The 17,679-nt window shown below is 40.5% G+C and carries 14 protein-coding genes and 1 rRNA gene; 5 read left to right on the top strand and 10 right to left on the bottom strand.

Annotation, left to right across the window (positions count from 1 at the left end; genetic code table 11):
- Positions 1-58: 58 nt before the first annotated feature.
- On the bottom strand, positions 59-1,537 hold the full coding sequence (gene cls / locus H8B17_RS12330) for a cardiolipin synthase (protein ID WP_190309536.1): 1,479 nt from the start codon (positions 1,535-1,537) through the stop codon (positions 59-61).
- Positions 1,538-1,937: 400 nt separating this feature from the next.
- Here cls and H8B17_RS12325 point away from each other — a divergent pair, with 400 nt between their 5' ends.
- From H8B17_RS12325 to H8B17_RS12315, 3 genes are all read left to right on the top strand, one after another.
- Positions 1,938-3,092 (top strand): efflux RND transporter periplasmic adaptor subunit, encoded by a 1,155-nt coding sequence (locus H8B17_RS12325; protein WP_223816542.1) that lies wholly within the window; start codon positions 1,938-1,940, stop codon positions 3,090-3,092.
- Between the two features lie 61 nt (positions 3,093-3,153).
- The gene (locus tag H8B17_RS12320) at positions 3,154-6,312 is read left to right on the top strand and encodes an efflux RND transporter permease subunit (protein WP_190309534.1); all 3,159 of its coding nucleotides are present in this window, start codon (positions 3,154-3,156) and stop codon (positions 6,310-6,312) included.
- 12 nt (positions 6,313-6,324) lie between these two features.
- A complete protein-coding gene (locus tag H8B17_RS12315) occupies positions 6,325-7,791 on the top strand; it encodes an efflux transporter outer membrane subunit (RefSeq protein WP_223816541.1) in 1,467 nt (488 codons plus the stop codon).
- 21 nt (positions 7,792-7,812) lie between these two features.
- Here the strand turns inward: H8B17_RS12315 and H8B17_RS12310 are convergent, their stop codons facing one another.
- The 7 genes from H8B17_RS12310 to H8B17_RS12280 all read right to left on the bottom strand — a co-directional run bounded on the left by H8B17_RS12310 (position 7,813) and on the right by H8B17_RS12280 (position 14,517).
- Complete coding sequence (locus H8B17_RS12310; protein WP_190309532.1) at positions 7,813-8,505, bottom strand: sulfite exporter TauE/SafE family protein; 693 nt, start codon at positions 8,503-8,505, stop codon at positions 7,813-7,815.
- 2 nt (positions 8,506-8,507) lie between these two features.
- Positions 8,508-8,930, bottom strand: a complete 423-nt coding sequence (locus H8B17_RS12305) for a FixH family protein (RefSeq protein WP_190309531.1) — start codon at positions 8,928-8,930, stop codon at positions 8,508-8,510.
- A 7-nt stretch (positions 8,931-8,937) separates the two neighbouring features.
- Positions 8,938-10,329 carry a cytochrome c oxidase accessory protein CcoG gene (ccoG, locus tag H8B17_RS12300; protein WP_190309530.1) on the bottom strand — a complete coding sequence of 464 codons (1,392 nt, stop codon included), beginning with the start codon at positions 10,327-10,329 and terminating at the stop codon, positions 8,938-8,940.
- Positions 10,330-10,364: 35 nt separating this feature from the next.
- Positions 10,365-11,255, bottom strand: coding sequence for a cbb3-type cytochrome c oxidase N-terminal domain-containing protein (locus tag H8B17_RS12295; protein ID WP_190309529.1), 891 nt, complete (start codon positions 11,253-11,255; stop codon positions 10,365-10,367).
- Between the two features lie 6 nt (positions 11,256-11,261).
- Positions 11,262-11,456, bottom strand: coding sequence for a hypothetical protein (locus H8B17_RS12290; protein ID WP_190309528.1), 195 nt, complete (start codon positions 11,454-11,456; stop codon positions 11,262-11,264).
- An 11-nt stretch (positions 11,457-11,467) separates the two neighbouring features.
- Positions 11,468-13,612 (bottom strand): cytochrome-c oxidase, cbb3-type subunit I, encoded by a 2,145-nt coding sequence (gene ccoN / locus H8B17_RS12285; RefSeq protein WP_190309527.1) that lies wholly within the window; start codon positions 13,610-13,612, stop codon positions 11,468-11,470.
- Positions 13,613-13,791: 179 nt separating this feature from the next.
- Complete coding sequence (locus H8B17_RS12280; protein WP_223816540.1) at positions 13,792-14,517, bottom strand: lytic transglycosylase domain-containing protein; 726 nt, start codon at positions 14,515-14,517, stop codon at positions 13,792-13,794.
- A 330-nt stretch (positions 14,518-14,847) separates the two neighbouring features.
- On the opposite strand from H8B17_RS12280, the gene H8B17_RS12275 reads away from it, so the two are divergent.
- Entirely contained in the window at positions 14,848-15,993 is a 1,146-nt protein-coding gene (locus tag H8B17_RS12275) for a pseudouridine synthase (protein WP_190309525.1), read from the top strand.
- Between the two features lie 46 nt (positions 15,994-16,039).
- A complete protein-coding gene (locus H8B17_RS12270) occupies positions 16,040-16,507 on the top strand; it encodes a pyrophosphohydrolase domain-containing protein (RefSeq protein WP_190309524.1) in 468 nt (155 codons plus the stop codon).
- 41 nt (positions 16,508-16,548) lie between these two features.
- On the opposite strand, the gene H8B17_RS12265 is transcribed toward H8B17_RS12270, so the two are convergent.
- Both H8B17_RS12265 and rrf read right to left on the bottom strand, forming a co-directional pair.
- Complete coding sequence (locus tag H8B17_RS12265) at positions 16,549-17,493, bottom strand: TIGR01212 family radical SAM protein (protein ID WP_190309523.1); 945 nt, start codon at positions 17,491-17,493, stop codon at positions 16,549-16,551.
- A gap of 97 nt (positions 17,494-17,590) precedes the next feature.
- Positions 17,591-17,679, bottom strand: a 5S ribosomal RNA gene (gene rrf, locus H8B17_RS12260); the annotation flags it as partial.

The following is a 17,679-nucleotide window of genomic DNA, read 5'->3' as shown; positions in this document are numbered from 1 at the left end:
GGAGTTAAAGATATTTATTTTTTTCCGAAAACGTATATTTCCGTTTCGGTTTAACACCTTATAACAAAGGAGCGAGCAAGCGACATACAGAATCAAGACCACGTTTCCACACGTTCCTCTTTTTCCACTCAACCAATGTCATACGCTCACAGTCTTCCTTATCACGTTCAAATTGTTGTTCCAATTGCTTGCAAACCGTAATATCAGAGACAACAGCCGCTATTTCGTAATTGATATAAAAACTACGCGTATCTAAATTAACAGTGCCAATATAGGAAAGCTTACCATCAATATTAATGGTTTTTGCATGGATAAAGCCTTTTTTATAAAAATAGACCTTTACTCCTCGTTCTAAAAGCGGTTTGATAAACGAAAGGCTAGCATGTTGCACAATGAACGAGTCTGATTTCTGGGGCAACATCAGTTCAACTTCCAAACCAGAGGCGGCAGCTATTTTTAAAGCTGTCGATAATTCATCGCTGGGCACATAGTAAGGTGTTACAAGTTGGATTTTTCTGTCTGCCTCTCCCAACCCTACGAGAATAGCCTCCATATTAAAAGGACCACGTGAACCGGGATCACTTTCCACAAAAGAAACCGCCGAACTTCCTTTCTTTTCAACAGCAGACAAACGGTGGAGCAAGTACCCCTCTTCTAATTGAAAAGGCGTCCCGTCGGCTGCATTCCAAGAATTCCAAAAACCAATTTGCAGCATCGTAACGGCAGGCCCTTCTATTCTCAAGGATGTATCACGCCAAAAAATAGAATTATTATTGGATGGATCGTTGATATAACGGTCTGAAATATTGATTCCTCCAATATACCCTATTTTTCCATCGACGATAGCTATCTTGCGATGGTTTCGATAATTACTACTCCCCATCGAGGTAAAAGTTACAGGTAGAAAACGGTGGTATTCAAAGCCTAAATCTTTTTTACGCGACAGATGCCTTACCAATGCCGGCGAGCCAAAACTATCGACCAACAAACGCACGAAAATTCCTTCTCGGGCTTTCTCTTCCAAAAGATGTAGAACTTCCTTTCCAATACTATCCACTTCAAAAATATAATATTCTAAGTGGATAGAGTGTCGGGCCTCTCGTAAGGATTGTAAAAAATCAGGAAATTTTTCTTCACCATTGATCAGTAGTTTCACACTATTTCCGGTCGTGGGTGATGACACGCGTTCGTTTTTCAAAAACGTAAATACCCTCGCAAGGGTTCCTATTTTATTACTAATATAGGCGATACTTTCGTCCATATAGGGCTCTAGGCGTTCCCACTCTTTTTTCAAGCGTATCATTTGTATTTCGTTCTCACGCTTGAGACGCCTGACCTTATTAAATTTCTGTCCGAAAAAGTAATAAATCAGTAAACCTATAACAGGTAGAAAAATAATGACTAAGATCCAAGATAGAGTTTTTGTAGGATTTCTATTCTCAATTAAGATCGTACTGAGAATTCCTAAATAAAGGAAAACAACCGGTACCCAGTACCATTGCTTCAAAAAATTAAGGATTTCTTGCGTAAATTCCATATCTTGATCACCGGAATATAAAAATAGCGGTTTTATTTGAAATATCCAGCATAGCAAGCTGAACTGGGTACCCATGGATGCAATTGGAAACAGACGATTCTCAATAAATACAACAATGCATGGCCCGAAGTAGTATGCACCCTACTTCTCCACCAAAACGTGCGTACTATAACTTGGATATTCCCAAAGACGATCAAAGGGCAAACCGAGTGTGCCAAGCCCATTTATACGATGAAATCTAACGCTGATATTATAGTTATACACATGAATAAACGAACTATTAAATTAAGTTAAGAATTGTTAAACAAACAACTATTTTATATGAAAAACGTTATCATTGCGAATACACTGTAACTAAACCGTTACAACAGTAAAAAAGTGACAAGATACAATGCAAAAAATGAACATAAAAAAAATGACGTTAAAACAATTTGCGTATACATCTATGATAGTAGCTTCTGTGGTTACTTTCACAAATTGTAATACAAGCAAATCGGAAGATATTGGAAATAAACCATTGGCGTTACCGGTACATAGTGTGGACACAAGTAGCGCCGTTACGGTAAAAGACTACTTAGGAACTATTGAAGGCAAGGTAAATGTGGAAATCCGTCCGCAAGTTGAAGGAATATTACAAGAGATATATGTGGACGAAGGACAATTCGTAGAAAAAGGGCAACGTCTATTTAAAATAGATGCCTCCGTTTATCAAGAAGGCCTCAATAATGCCGTAGCAAATCAAAATGTAGCAAAAGCAAAATTGGAGAATGCAAAGCTGGAAGTAGAACGTCTCAGGCCTTTAGTGGAGAACGATGTCATATCTGAAGTTAGGTTGCGGAAAGTAATGTCAGACTATGATGTTGCAAAAGCCTCTCTAGACCAAGCTGCGGCCGAGGTCAGGAATGCCGAAATCAGTAAAGAATTCACTATTTTAACAGCGCCAGTAAGTGGTTATATCGGTCGGATTCCAAAAAGAATCGGAAATCTTGTAACAAAAGGTGATAAAGAACCGATGACGGTGTTATCTGATGTTCAGGAAGTATATGTTTATTTCTCTATGAATGAATCGGACTTCCTTTATTTTTCAAAGCTCAAAGCACGGGAGGATAGTTTGCGAGGCATTAAAAACTCCAAAAACAGACTTGTTTTCCCCGAAGCAGACCTCATTCTTGCTGATGGCGAACGATATCGGGAAAAGGGTATCGTAGATGCCATCGATGGTCAAGTTGATAGAACAACAGGTGCCATATCATTGCGAGCATCATTTCCAAACGAAGATAACATCTTAAGAAACGGTAGTACGGGAACGCTGAAAATTTCAGAAACAAAAAAAGGTGTGATTCAAATCCCGCAAGTTGCAACAAGCTCTTTACAAGATAGAACATTTGTATATACGTTGAATGATAATAATCAAGTGGAACGTCGTTCTATTAAAATAGAAGGCACGAGTAAGGATAACTATATCGTTTCTGGTTTAAATATTGGCGATAGGGTGCTACTTTCGGGAATCGATAAAATTACGGATGGATCAGTAGTAACCCCTATATCACAATAACTGCGGATATTTCCCTCATCCGTATCCCTTTTTACCAGATGGATTTTAAAAGTATCGATCAATGTTAAAAACATTCATAAATAGACCGGTCTTAGCCACCGTAGTATCCTTAATTTTAGTCATTTTGGGCCTCGTAGGAATGATGATACTTCCTGTTAGTAGGTTTCCGGAAATCGCCCCGCCTAGTGTCGTCGTGTCACTAAGTTACCCAGGAGCAAACTCGGAAACCGTGGCAGAGAGTGTGTTGTTACCAGTAGAAGAGGCAATAAATGGTGTAGAGGATATGACCTACATCCGATCTACAGCAACAAATTCAGGATCAGGCAGTATACAAGTATTTTTCAAAACAGGGACCAACCCCGACATTGCGTCGGTGAATGTGCAAACACGTATCTCCCGAGCAATATCCACTATTCCTTCAGAAGTTAATGAAAACGGTATAATCGTACAACCGAGGCAAAGTGGGGCGATCATGACGATTAATCTCTATTCTGACCATAAAGATTCTATCTATGATGAAACCTTTCTACAGGCGTATGCACAAATAAATATGATTCGCCCTCTTTTGCGCGTAGATGGGGTTGCTCAGGTTGCGAGAATTGGTGCACGAGACTACTCGATGCGTGTTTGGTTGAATCCGGAAAAATTAGCATTATATAATTTAGTTCCACAAGATGTCACGAAGGCCCTAAGCGATCAGAATTTCGAGATGGCTCCCGGTAAGTTTGGCGAAGCTACCGACGAGGTTTTTGAAACAGTCATTCGACATAAAGGACGTTTTTCACAACCAGAAGAATTTGAAAATATGGTCATTAAGACCAACGTCGACGGTTCCGTTCTCTATTTAAAAGATATCGCCCGCATAGAATTTGGTGCAACAAACTTGAATAGCGATAATAAGGTGAACGGTTATCCAGGATTGACACTTAATATCACACAAACCAGTGGTTCCAACGCACATGCTATTGATCAAGAAGTACGAAAAGTGCTGGAGGAAATATCTGCTGCTTTTCCAAAGGGTGTACATTACGAAATATCTTATAGCGTACGTGATCAGATCGACGAATCTATCAATCAAGTGAAACACACCCTTTTTGAAGCCTTTATACTAGTATTCATTATTGTTTTCATTTTCTTACAGGATTTTCGTTCCACGTTGATACCCGCGATTGCGATTCCAGTTTCTCTTGTCGGTACATTTTTCTTTCTAAATCTTTTCGGTTTCTCACTGAATGTGCTCACGATGTTTGCTCTTGTTCTCGCTATCGGTATTGTTGTCGACGACGCTATCGTTGTTGTCGAGGCTGTCCATCAAAAAATGCATGAGACAGGTTTAAAAGCAAGAGATGCTACCATTCAAACCATGTCCGAGATTACCAGCGCCATTCTATCTATTACCATGGTTATGGCTGCTGTATTTCTCCCCGTAGGCTTTATGCAGGGGCCGGCGGGTATTTTTTATCAACAGTTTGCTTATACACTAGCTACAGCGATATTGATATCAGCCGTGAATGCATTGACACTTTCTCCTGCCCTTTGCGCCTTATTACTCAAACCTGTACATCCGCAACAAGTGGAAGAAGAGAAGAAACTGAATACATTTCAAAAATATAAAACTCGGTTTTTCACGGCCTTTAATAGCTCGTTTGATCGATTCACTAACAAATATATCACTGGTGTAAAGTATTTATTGGATCATAAAAAAATTGCTTTTCTAGGGTTGGCCGCTATCACCCTTATCGGCACGGTGTTTTTGATGAACACACCACGGAGCTTTATTCCAACCGAGGACGATAGTTTCGTAACGTACTCATTGGCTATGCCTCCAGGTGCATCATTAGCTAGAACGACTGCGGTATTGCGTAAGGCAGACAGTATCTTAAAAAAACGTGAAGATATTGCGGGTATGACGACTGTATCAGGGTTCAATGCCTTAGACGGAGGAGTTAGTCCGGCATTTGCTGCAGGTTATATCAACCTCAAATCCCATAAAGAACGGAAGAATATTACATCCATCGAAGCGTTTATGGACACGGTCCGAAATGATCTCTCTCAAATAGACGAAGCGACATTTACTGTATTTCCACGTCCTACCGTGCAAGGTTTTGGTGAGTTTGCAGGCTTAGAACTTGTATTACAAGATCGTTTGGGAGGCGATATCCGCGACTTCGATCTCGTTGCCGATACGCTTATCCGTCAAATCAATGAACTCCCCGAAGTGGACAATGCATATACGACCTTTAAATCTAATTTTCCGCAGTTTGAAGCGGATATCGATGTAGTCAAAGCGAAAAGTCTAGGAGTCGACATTCGAGAGATGATGAGCACCATTCGGTTATATTTTGCGCGTGTAAACGGCGGGGATTTCAACCGCTTCGGTAGAACATATCGGGTATATTTACAAGCCGATTTTGACTTTCGAACTGACCCCGAATCACTCAATTCCATTTTTGTCCGCAACAAAGAAGGTAAAATGGTTCCTGTAGGAACATTAATGACATTAAATAAAGTTATTGGACCAGAATCCGTGTCCCGCTACAACCTTTATAATTCAATTACGGTGAACGCGACACCTGCCTCGGGATATAGTACCGGTGATGCTATGACGGCTATCGAACAGCTTGCTGCCGCCGAACTTCCTGTTAATTATGGTTATGAATGGACGGGAATGGCGTACGAAGAAAGTCAGGCAGGTTCACAAACCATCCTTATTTTTGGACTCTCGTTCATCTTTATTTATTTCCTTTTAGCAGCACAGTATGAAAGCTATATTCTCCCTTGGGCTGTCCTATTGTCAGTACCCGTTGGATTAGTTGGTGTATTCTCAACCATTTGGATAGCAGGTTTGCAAAACAATATCTATGTGCAAGTAGGATTGATAATGTTGATCGGATTATTGGCCAAAAACGCGATCCTTATTGTTGAATTCGCTGTACAACAGCGTAACAAAGGCTTAAGCATTTACGATGCAGCCATCATGGGTGCTAAATTACGTCTCCGCCCTATCTTAATGACCTCTTTTGCTTTCGTAGCCGGACTGGTACCATTAATGTGGACAGTCGGCCCGTCAGCGATAGGAAATCACTCGATCAGCTTTAGTGCTGCAGGGGGAATGCTTTCGGGTGTAATATTTGGTATATTTATCATCCCCGTATTATTTATGGTTTTTAAAGCACTAGACGAACAAGTAAGGGAGAAACTTAAATCTTCTGAGGAATAAAGCATGAAACTTATGACACTGAAACAACTGGTATATGTAACGGCAGTATTGGTCAGCTTATCAGCATGCAAGGTCGGTAAGCGCTATGTCCAACCAGAATTAAATCTCCCCGAAAACTTTCGGGGAGATACACTAGCCTATCAACAGGACACGATCACTTTCGCACAGTTATCCTGGCGTAATTTTTTCAATGATCCGCAGCTCGTTGCACTTATCGATACGGCACTCGTAAATAACTACGATATGCGCACAGCGTTGAAGAATATTGAGATAGCCAATCGTAATCTGAAACAAAACAAACTGGAATATCTCCCCTCTATAGAAGGAAATATCGCAACCGTAAATAAGCAATTCCGCTCGAAGGATTTTTATAGCAACCCTTCCTCACGATGGTACGGCGAAAATGGAAAAGAAGCACCTGAACATCTATATGCTTACCAATCACAATTTAGTGCGGGGTTGGAGTTTAGTTGGGAACTAGACATATGGGGTAGAATCGCGCATCAGCAAGATGTCTTAAAATCAGATTTTTTAGATTCCTATGAAGCAAAAAATGCCATCCAGACTAAACTAATTGCGGATGTTGCAAAAGGTTACTTTAACTTGATCATGTTGGATGCACAGATTGAAGTCGCTAAACGTAACTTACAACTTAATGACAGTACGTTACGCATGATTCGATTGCAGTATGACGCCGGAGAGATTACCGCATTAGCCATTCAACAAACAGAATCGCAACGATTAGTTGCTGCTTCACTCATCCCGGAATTAGAGAAAGAAATTGCCTTACAGGAAAACGCGCTGAATGTCTTGATAGGGGAAATGCCAAACGTCGTAACGAGAGGTTTTAAGATAGACAGCTTGATGAATACCGAAAACAGCATCACATTAGGTGCTCCATTAGAAATTGTCAGAAACCGACCAGATATCAAACGGGCAGAATATGCATTGGTTGCTTCCAACGCAGAGATGAATATCCGACAGATTATGCGTTACCCCCAGCTTTCGCTCAGCGGTGTCCTCGGTACAAATGCCATGCTGCCTAAAAACTGGTATAATATTCCAGGAGCCTTACTTGGTGGGATTGTCGGTGGATTGACTACACCAGTCTTTAGAAATGGACGCTTAAAGAACGCATGGGAAGTGGCAAAGATAGAACGAGAAAAGACAGAATTAACGCTACAACGGACAGTTATGGAAGCCGTCCATGAAGTGTCCAATGCTGTCATTACCGTCGAGAAGCAGAAAGAGCAAATCCAACTGGCAAGAAAAAGAGTAGAAAATTCTGAATTAGCCGTCAGAAATGCATCACTTCTCTTTATGAGCGATTATGCAACCTATCTCGAAGTAATCACCGCTCAAAGCAATGCCCTTTCCAGTGAACTTGCGCTGGTCGACATCAGACAAAAACAATTGGATGCTTATGTAGATTTATATAGAGCGCTCGGAGGTGGATGGCAGGAAACAACAATAGATTAATATCTGAAAGGGTACCCGTTGTTAATTACAATTAATTGCTCCATCTACATGTAATAGCGGGCTTAGATAAGGAATGTCTAGGTTCGCTCCTCTCAATATGAACCAAATACCCATGATCAAATAAAGAAATGGCATTACCCGGTTAAACCCACGTTTAAAAAGGGGTTTGGAAAAGCTTCCTGCAAACGAGAAGATGAACAGCAAGGGCAACGTTCCCAAGCCAAAAAGTACCATAAAAAGAAAACTGTTTGCCGAAGAATCTGCGTTCATAGCCGATGCCAATGCCATATAAACCATCCCACAAGGCAGGATACCATTTAACGTTCCTGCGACAAAAGAACCTCCGGGCCTATAGAGCCATCGCCCCATATATTTCGTAAACGGCTGGACTGCTTTCGTTTGAAAGCGAGTTAACGCTTGTGTATTTTTCCCAAAGAGATAAAACATGCCGATGGTCACGAGCACGATTCCTACGGTCACACTCAATCCTTTTTGCCATCCTTGTACTGTTGCCATCCCCCCTAATATTCCCAAAAAGAATCCCATTATCCCATAGGTAAGAATACGTCCTGTTTGATAAAGCACCCTATTAAAAACCACTTTCCAAGATAACCCCATTTGGCTGTTTATAGCGATCAATAGCGGACCACACATGACGGCACAATGCACACTACCGAAAAGTCCCATAAAAAAAGCTAAATAGTGGTAAGTCATTATTAAAAGTATAAATTATGATCGGAAATATAGGGTGTTCTGTCTTGTTGCCAAGAAATTTCCAGTCGCCAGCTCCCTCTTGTAAAGCTCCCTACGGATAATCTGTAATGCTGACTTTCCGTTACAAAGGGCAACGCCATATCCAACGTATTATCGGATGGCCGTTTAAAGATTAGGTCTCCTCGATTATTCGGCTGACTAAAGGTTATATACAATGTATCATTTTTAACACGCACTGTTGGACGAGCATGATCATCCAATACGTTCTGTTTACGTTGATAAACCTCATCATAGAATAAACTTCTTTCATAGTAGTCCTCATCTTCCAGGGTATCCGTACTCTGGGTCACCATATATATACCTGCACTCAGAATAAATAGCATAAAAGCCCCCAATACTAAAACAATCTTTAAACCCCAATTCATATCGTTCTTATTCTTTATTTGGAGGAGCTATAAAGGTCGTCTTTAAGGTCTCCATTACTTTTCCCTCAGAAACAATGTTCACTTTCACATTCTGCTTATATTGTTCTATTTCCCCCTTATCCATTAGCAGAAAAAAACTTAATGTCGCGCTCCCTTCTTTTTTCAAGTCATGAATTTTGTTCACCATCTGCACACCAATTCTGCCTTCAGCACTTTCTATATTAAATTGAATATCTTTCCCTGACTTATTCAGCAATTCCAACGTATACAAGTTACTTACCTTTCCGTCTTCCCGAAGTTGATAAGAACTTCCGGTTGCGCGCAATAGGCGCCCGTCTATCTCCGAACGGCTAAACAATAAGAAACCAAATACGACAGTCAATACAACTAATATAGCAGAATAAGCTATAGCACGCTTATTATTTTTCTTACCTGTCTTTCCTCCTTCGGATAAGTCATCCATGGAATAAAAACCAATAAGGCGTCTAGGTTTTCCAATTTTATCCATAACGGTATCACATGCATCAATACAAGCGGTACAATTCACGCATTCCAATTGTGTACCATTACGAATATCTATACCAGTTGGGCATACATGCACACAAAGTTTACAGTCGATACAGTCACCTTGTTCCGTATCATTTTTTTTCAGCTTCCCTCTCGGTTCCCCACGATTCAAATCATACGCTACCGTTAAACTTTTTTCATCGAGTAATACACCTTGCAGCCTACCATAGGGACACAACGCTGTACAGACAATTTCACGTACATATGCAAACACACCGTAAAAAGCGAGGGTAAACACAATAATGGATGCAAAGCCAATGGCATGTTGATCCACCGGATCGGTCATAATCTTAAGTAGTGCATCAACACCAATAATATAGGCTAAGAAGATATTCGATATAAAAAAAGATATGACTAAGAAAATCGTGTGTTTCAATACTTTCTTCCAGGCTCTGGCATCTGAATCAGGCCCCTCATTTAATTTCCGCTGTTGTATCCAATCACCCTCGATAAGATATTCTATACGTCGGAATATCAATTCCATAAAAATAGTCTGCGGGCAGGTCCATCCACACCATACTCTACCATAGACCGCCGTAAAAAGAACAATACCTACCATCATAATCAGCATGCCGAAAACGAAAATATGTAAATCCTGCGGATAGAAAACGGAACCGAAAATAGAGAATTTTCGTTCGATGATATTGAACATCAAAAAGGGATTTCCATTTATTTTAATAAACGGAGCGGCAAAAAGGAACAGTAATAACAAATATCCTACCCATTGCCTATAGTTGTACAACTTACCACTGGGCTTTTTTGCGTAAATCCATTGACGATTTTCCTTCCCAGAATTTGTACGGGCACTATTTCCATCTACCACTGTTCCCATGATTGTTTTTATAAAAATTATCGCATTTATACTGATTATGCCCCATTTTCGGCAGCCACCGGTTCTGCTGAGGCTTCAGCACTTTCTTCATTGGCTTTCGGCGTCACCTTTTCTCCTTGGGGCTCTTTAGGATTCGGCGGATTTGTACCGGTCAACGTGATAATATAATTGCTTACTTCCGCTATCTGCCCCGGTGTCAACGTCTGCTCCCAAGGCACCATTCCTTTCTCTGGAACACCATATTTCACCACGGTGAAAACATCCTTAATATCACCTCCATGTAGCCAATATTCATCACTCAAGTTCGGACCAATTCCTCCTTCACCTGCGTTTCCATGACAAACGGCACAATTCGTCATATAGATTGCCTTCCCAGACGCGGCCAATGTACCTGTAGCGTCTACTTCTATCGTACTCTCGTCGATTTGACTTGCTGATTGGGCCAAAAATTCCTGTTTTGCCCTTTCCGCCAATGCCATTTCTCGTTGATACTCTTGGTCTTGATTAGGTCCCCACCCAAAAACATGATAAACCAGCAAGTAAACCACACCAAACGTAATCGTAGAATAGAACAAAGCATTAAACCACGCAGGAACGGGATTATCCAATTCCTTGATGCCATCGTATTCATGGTCGATTTCTAAATCTTTCTCCTCTTCGATTGGTCGCAAACTTAGCAACTTAGCCCAGATAGTCTGCCAATCTATTTTTTTAGTCTTTCTCTTCTGTTGTTCAGCTGCCAATTGCGGCATCGTCAAGTTAATAATAGATTTCATTGCCTTATTTACCACCAATGCTGATGCCAGAAGGGCTATCATAACAATGATAAGGGCGATAATAAGAATATCGTTGTATATATTTCCCGACCCAAAGACCCATTCGGAGGTTCTTGTAGTAGTTTCGGCTGCTAATAATAATGTATTCATAAATCTCTATTTCTGCAATGATTGGTCACTCCCCTTTTCCGACTCCCCATCGTCAAAAGGAATATCTTTCATATGGTCGATGTGATCTTTCTTCATCCAAAATAACATACAGGCCACGAGTACAAAAAATACCAGAAAGACCCATAATGATGCGATTAGATAAATCTCATCTCCATTTAAATTTGTTATTTGCTTAAACATAAGTCCTCCTTTTAGTTATCTGATAACACAATCTCCTCAGCTGCTTCCGGTGCATCAGCTTTAATATCTTTGCCTAAACGTTGCAAATAAGCGATCATAGCGATGATCTCACTATCAGATCGAACTTCCACTTGGTTTGCGGCGAGATCTGTTGTTATCCTATCTGCTTGCTTTCGCAAATCTGTTAATGCATTTTGGATTTCCTCTTCTGAATAAGGCACACCTAAAACACGCATCGCATTCATCTTTTTATCCAAAAGGTTATTGTTCAATGTCTGTTCAATTAGCCATGGATAAGCAGGCATAATACTTTCTGGAGAAGTAATTGTCGGATCCAGCAAATGATCAAAATGCCATTTATTCGGGTACTTACCTCCAAGACGGTGTAAATCCGGTCCGGTACGTTTAGAGCCCCACAGGAATGGCATATCGTAAACAAACTCTCCTGCTTTGCTATATTCGCCGTACCGAGCGGTCTCCGAACGGAAAGGTCGCACTGTTTGTGAATGACAGTTGACACACCCTTCCCGGATGTACAAATCACGTCCCTGAAGCTCTAGTGCTGTATAGGGTTGTACAGAAGCAATTTTAGGAACGTTGCTACTAATCGTAAATGTCGGAATCATCTCTACGATACCACCAATGAGAATAGCAACTAAGGCTAATACCATAAATAAAACCGGTTTGCGTTCCAAACGACGATGCTTCGTAGGTTCACTTTTGACAACAGGTTCCAAGGTAGGTGCTTCAGCGGCTTCGTCGGCAACCAATTTTCCGGCTTTCATCGTCTTAATTAAGTTGTACGTCATGATGATAACACCCGTTAGATACAACGCGCCACCTACAGCACGCATCATATGCATCGGAAGAATCTCCAAGGTGGTAGCTAAGAAGTTTGGATATTTCAACACCCCTTCCGGCGTAAACTCTTTCCACATCAGGCCCTGTACTACAGCAGCCCAATACATCGGGATAGCATAGAATAAAATCCCTAATGTGCCGATCCAGAAGTGGACATTCGCTAGTTTTTTCGAATATAATGGTGTTTTATAAATTTTCGGAATGATAAAATATAAAACAGCAAATGTCAAGAAGCCGTTCCATCCCAATGCACCTACGTGTACGTGCGCCACAATCCAGTCCGTAAAGTGCGCGATAGCGTTTACTTGTTTTAACGATAATAAGGGGCCTTCAAAAGTCGCCATACCATAGGCTGTTAACGCGACCACCATAAACTTTAGCATGGGTTCCGTACGTACTTTATCCCAAGCTCCGCGTAACGTTAATAACCCGTTGATCATACCGCCCCAACTTGGTGCTATCAACATGATCGAAAAAACAACCCCCAAGGATTGAACCCAAGACGGCAATGAGGTATAAAGAAGATGGTGAGGGCCTGCCCAGATATAAATAAATATTAAAGACCAAAAGTGAAGAATACTCAATTTGTACGAGTACACCGGACGGTTAGCCATTTTAGGCAAAAAGTAATACATCATACCTAAATACGGCGTAGTCAAAAAGAAAGCAACCGCATTATGTCCATACCACCATTGAACTAATGCATCCTGCACGCCGGCATACACATAATAACTTTTCCAGAAGCTAACCGGAAGTTGAATAGAGTTCACAATATGCAACACGGCTATGGTGACAAAGGTTGCGATATAGAACCATACCGCCACATACATGTGTCGTTCGCGACGTTTCAAAATGGTACCAAACATATTGACTCCAAACACTACCCAAATCAACGTGATAGCAACGTCGATCGGCCATTCCATTTCTGCATACTCATGCGAAGACGTATATCCCAGCAACAGCGTAATGGCAGAAGCCACAATAATTAATTGCCAACCCCAAAAATGGATTTTACTCAATAGATCGCTAAACATCCTTGCCTTAAGAACACGTTGCATGGAGTAATATACGCCCATAAAGATTGCGTTTCCTACGAAAGCAAAAACAACCGCATTTGTGTGTACGGGGCGTACCCTACCGAATGTCGTGTACTGATTTAGAAAATTCATCTCGGGCCAGATCAATTGCGTGGCTACGAGTAGGCCGATGGACATCCCCACCAAGCCCCAAATAATTGTTGCGATACCGAAGTTCCGCACAATCTTGTTGTCATACTTAAATCGCTCAAGCTGCATACCTTAATAGTTGATTTCAGCCAAAGGTAGCTGTTTCATTATGGCATTCTAATGACACATCCGTTATAAAAAAATGATTTTCATCACTTAATATAAGCACTCTCACAAAACATGTATGTACAAAAAAAGGCTTTCCGTTTGGAATGCCTTTTTTCTTCTACTTGTCCTTAAACTATAGACTACAATAAATTTCGTTCATTTGGATGCTGATATTTATCATAGGTTTGTGCATATCTTTTATATCCATGTTTATATGGATTCTCTATCACCTGCTTCATGGAAACCAGTTTATAGACATAAGACCCCGTCTCTCTATTCAATTTTAAGTAGTAATAGTCGTTTACTCCTTGGCGACGTATTGTATTCTTTAGGCTACCGCCACCTACATTATAGGCTGCCGCTACCAATGTCCAGTCATTAAACTCTTTATATAGACTTTTTAGATACCGCGCTGCAGCATGGGTGGATTTGACTAGGTCCTTACGCTCGTCCACATTCCCATTAACTTTCAAGCCGTAAAGTCGCGCTGTAGCTGGCATAAATTGCCAATAACCGCCCGCCCCCTTATGGGATATTATCTTGGGGTTCATATCGCTTTCCACAAGCGGAACATATTTAAAATCTTCTGGAATACCGTAGGACTTTAATATAGTGGCTATCTGTGGCAAATGTTTTGCGGCCTTTTTATGTAAATCATACGATTGCTGTTTGCGAAACGAGAAATTAGCAAGATATCTTTCAAACTTTCGCTCTACAGAAGGATTGTGCAGGGGAACCTGCTCATTTGCAAACATAACGGAGCGGTAATACGCTTCTTTTTGTCTTTCCGGCGATAAGGCTATCCCCTCTTTTTGTTTCTCAATTTGCGCCAACAAGGTTCTCTTTATGGGATCCTTTTTGGCCATTGAGTTTGGTGTGGAGTATAGCTTCGACAAAATCATCATGGACAAAACTATACTGCAGCACAGTACTCTTTTTTTTATCATTCACTCCCTTACTGCTATCTATCCACGACAATTAAGATAAAACTTAACTTCGATCAAAAATAGCTTGGTTCAATTTTAGCCTGCAAATGTACAAAGGATTTTCTTATCTTCCAAACCACCTTGACGTTCAACAAACCCCTCTCAAACCGAAAAACAAAGTATAAGACTAACGCTAACACCTTTTTGAGACAATAATATTTTTCTTAGAGACAAATAAAAACGCTACCTTTGTGTCTTAACTTTAGAAATATGCCATTCCATAACAAAAGGAACAGTCGTGACGACAACTCCAGAAAAAGTAGAAGTAACTCCGAAAGCTTCCGCTCAAAAAATGGTCGCCCACAAAGGCCGTCTTCCACAAATGAATTTAAAAAGTCCAGATTCGAAGATGAAGACAACAAGAAATCCAACCCTTTCAGCAAGTTTGAAAAAAAAGACAGAATAGATAATTCCAATCGTTCCTCTAATAAATTTGATAAACTTATAAAGAGAAATTCCGAAAATCCTTTCCAGAAAGAAGAAAAAAGAAATCGTGATGGTTTCAAGAAGTTTGATAATGCAGGAAAAGGGTCGTTCAATCGATTTGACGGTAACAATAAAGATAAATTCAAAAATAAAGAGACATATAAACCGTCATACCCAAGAAAAAAAATCGCTACTGCGGAACCCAAAGATGACGGCTTAATCCGTTTAAACCGTTATATCTCCAATGCTGGAGTATGCTCACGTCGTAAGGCGGATGAACTAATTGAATCTGGCGTAGTAATGGTCAATGGTGAAGTCGTGACCGAATTGGGCACAAAAGTCGATCCCGCTAAAGATGAAATAAGATATAACGGAGAGCGATTGAAACGCGAAAAAATGGTCTATGTACTCTTGAACAAACCCAAAGACTTTATCACGACCACGGACGATCCACAAGAGCGCAAAACCGTCATGCAACTGGTTGCAAAAGCAACAAAAGAAAGGATATATCCTGTAGGCCGTCTTGACAGAAATACTACAGGTTTGTTATTGCTTACAAACGACGGGGCGTTAGCAGAAAAGCTTTCCCATCCTCGGAATAATATTAGTAAAATATATCATGTGGAGTTAAACAAAAATTTAACACAGGGCGATTTTAATAAAATACAATTTGGCCTTGAATTAGAAGATGGCTTTATTAAACCGGATGATATAAGTTATGTACAAGGAGGTGGTAGAAACGAAATCGGTATTCAAATCCACTCCGGTAAAAACAGGGTAGTTAGACGTATCTTTGAATCATTGGATTACGAAGTTGTTAAATTAGATCGTGTTGTTTACGCCAACCTAACAAAAAAAGATTTACCACGTGGAAGATGGCGGTACATAGAAGAAAGGGAACTCATCCAATTAAAACATTTTATCAAATAAGCGAAACATCTTTAGATAACAAATTTTAACTTTTGACATTTATAATATGACAGATCCTAAGACATTGACTGCTGTAGCTGAATTTCATAAGACCTTCCAACACCCTATTTTGAATGAACCAACTATTCCTTCGGAAACACGTTGCAACCTGCGCGTTGCACTAATTGCTGAAGAACTAAAGGAATTACAGGAAGCTATTGAGAATAAAGATATCATAGAAATCGCGGATGCTTTGTGCGATATCCAATATGTACTTTCAGGTGCCGTTCTCGAATTTGGATTGAAAGATAAATTCAACACACTCTTTGAAGAAGTACAACGTTCAAACATGAGCAAAGCGTGTAAAACAGAAGAAGAAGCAAAGGCTACCCAAGCACATTATCTCGATAAAGGGGTTAAATCATACTACAAGGAGATCGATGGACTGTTTTTAGTCTTTCGCGATGGTGATCATAAAACGCTTAAATCTATAAACTATTCCCCCGCTGATCTCAAGAGCATTCTAAATAAATAGAGTCTATTAATAGGGGTTAAATCAGCCCCTATTAATAGACTCTATTTATATTGGCTTCCCTGCTTTACTCCACGACTTTCCAACCCCTTATCGATATGCGTCTGTATTTTTGATTTAGGGAACCCCCAATTCGGAGCGATTAACAATTCCCTGTCTGCAATACCGAAAATACGCTGAATGATAATATCAGGACGTAATAAAGGAAGAAACTTCGCTAAGAAATCCGTATATTCTTCAATAGAAAACAGTTTAAACGGGTCGCGTTTATATTTTGTTCCCATAATTGAACCTTCCACAATATGAAGATGATGCAGCTTTACAAACTTAATCTGTGGATGTCGATTAATCTCATCGGCGTATCGAAGCATCATTTCCTCTGTTTCCCAAGGAAACCCAAAAATTGTATGCACACACAACGCTAACTTGGTTTGCTTAAGCATATCCATCGCGCGGAGGAATTCGTCATGCGAACATCCCCGGTTAATCCGTTCCAGTGTATCATTATAAATAGATTCCATACCCATTTCCAAATCAACATCAAAACGATCGGTGTAGGACTCTAATAAGGCAATTTTTTCAAAATCCAAGCAATCCGGCCGCGTGCCTACAGACAAACCTAATGTATTATCCTCATCGATACTTAACGCCTCATCATACATCATCTTCAATAGGTGTGCAGGCGCATACGTATTGGTGTTAGGCTGAAAATAAATAATAAATTTTTCCGCCCCGTAAGAATTTCGGGCTCTAGCTATACCATTTTCAACTTGTTCTTTAATAGAAGGTATCTTGCGCGCAGTATCAGGCGTAAAAGAATCTACATTACAATATGTGCAGCCACCGTACCCTTTGGTGCCATCCCGATTAGGACACGTAAAGTTTCCATCAACGATAACTTTAAACACCTTTTGTCCGTCATACTTTTCTTTTAAGTATGCCCCATAATGATTGTACGGTTTTATGCCGCTATCTAGTAAAGTACTCATCTCCTGCAAAGGTAATAATTAGTAGCGAGTAATGAACGAACTTTGATATCCGTCCATAAAAAAAGCCCCTGCATATGCTGCAGGGGCTCTGTATAAAGATCGGCACCGACCTACTCTCCCACCTGTTACGGCAGTACCATCGGCTCTGGCGGGCTTGACTGCTCTGTTCGGAATGGGAAGAGGTAG

The sequence above is a fragment of the Sphingobacterium arenae genome, from assembly GCF_014692505.1.
Taxonomy (GTDB): domain Bacteria; phylum Bacteroidota; class Bacteroidia; order Sphingobacteriales; family Sphingobacteriaceae; genus Sphingobacterium; species Sphingobacterium arenae.
This window is presented reverse-complemented; position numbering and strand designations above follow the sequence as displayed.

Coding starts and splice junctions, on each gene's coding strand:
- H8B17_RS12270 (WP_190309524.1), top strand. CDS start 16,040: ATGACAGATCCTAAGACATTGACTGCTGTAGCTGAATTTCATAAGACC.
- H8B17_RS12265 (WP_190309523.1), bottom strand. CDS start 17,493: ATGAGTACTTTACTAGATAGCGGCATAAAACCGTACAATCATTATGGG.
- ccoN (WP_190309527.1), bottom strand. CDS start 13,612: ATGCAGCTTGAGCGATTTAAGTATGACAACAAGATTGTGCGGAACTTC.
- H8B17_RS12310 (WP_190309532.1), bottom strand. CDS start 8,505: ATGACTTACCACTATTTAGCTTTTTTTATGGGACTTTTCGGTAGTGTG.
- H8B17_RS12325 (WP_223816542.1), top strand. CDS start 1,938: ATGAACATAAAAAAAATGACGTTAAAACAATTTGCGTATACATCTATG.
- cls (WP_190309536.1), bottom strand. CDS start 1,537: ATGGAATTTACGCAAGAAATCCTTAATTTTTTGAAGCAATGGTACTGG.
- H8B17_RS12315 (WP_223816541.1), top strand. CDS start 6,325: ATGACACTGAAACAACTGGTATATGTAACGGCAGTATTGGTCAGCTTA.
- H8B17_RS12275 (WP_190309525.1), top strand. CDS start 14,848: ATGCCATTCCATAACAAAAGGAACAGTCGTGACGACAACTCCAGAAAA.
- H8B17_RS12305 (WP_190309531.1), bottom strand. CDS start 8,930: ATGAATTGGGGTTTAAAGATTGTTTTAGTATTGGGGGCTTTTATGCTA.
- H8B17_RS12320 (WP_190309534.1), top strand. CDS start 3,154: ATGTTAAAAACATTCATAAATAGACCGGTCTTAGCCACCGTAGTATCC.
- ccoG (WP_190309530.1), bottom strand. CDS start 10,329: ATGGGAACAGTGGTAGATGGAAATAGTGCCCGTACAAATTCTGGGAAG.
- H8B17_RS12280 (WP_223816540.1), bottom strand. CDS start 14,517: ATGGCCAAAAAGGATCCCATAAAGAGAACCTTGTTGGCGCAAATTGAG.
- H8B17_RS12290 (WP_190309528.1), bottom strand. CDS start 11,456: ATGTTTAAGCAAATAACAAATTTAAATGGAGATGAGATTTATCTAATC.
- H8B17_RS12295 (WP_190309529.1), bottom strand. CDS start 11,255: ATGAATACATTATTATTAGCAGCCGAAACTACTACAAGAACCTCCGAA.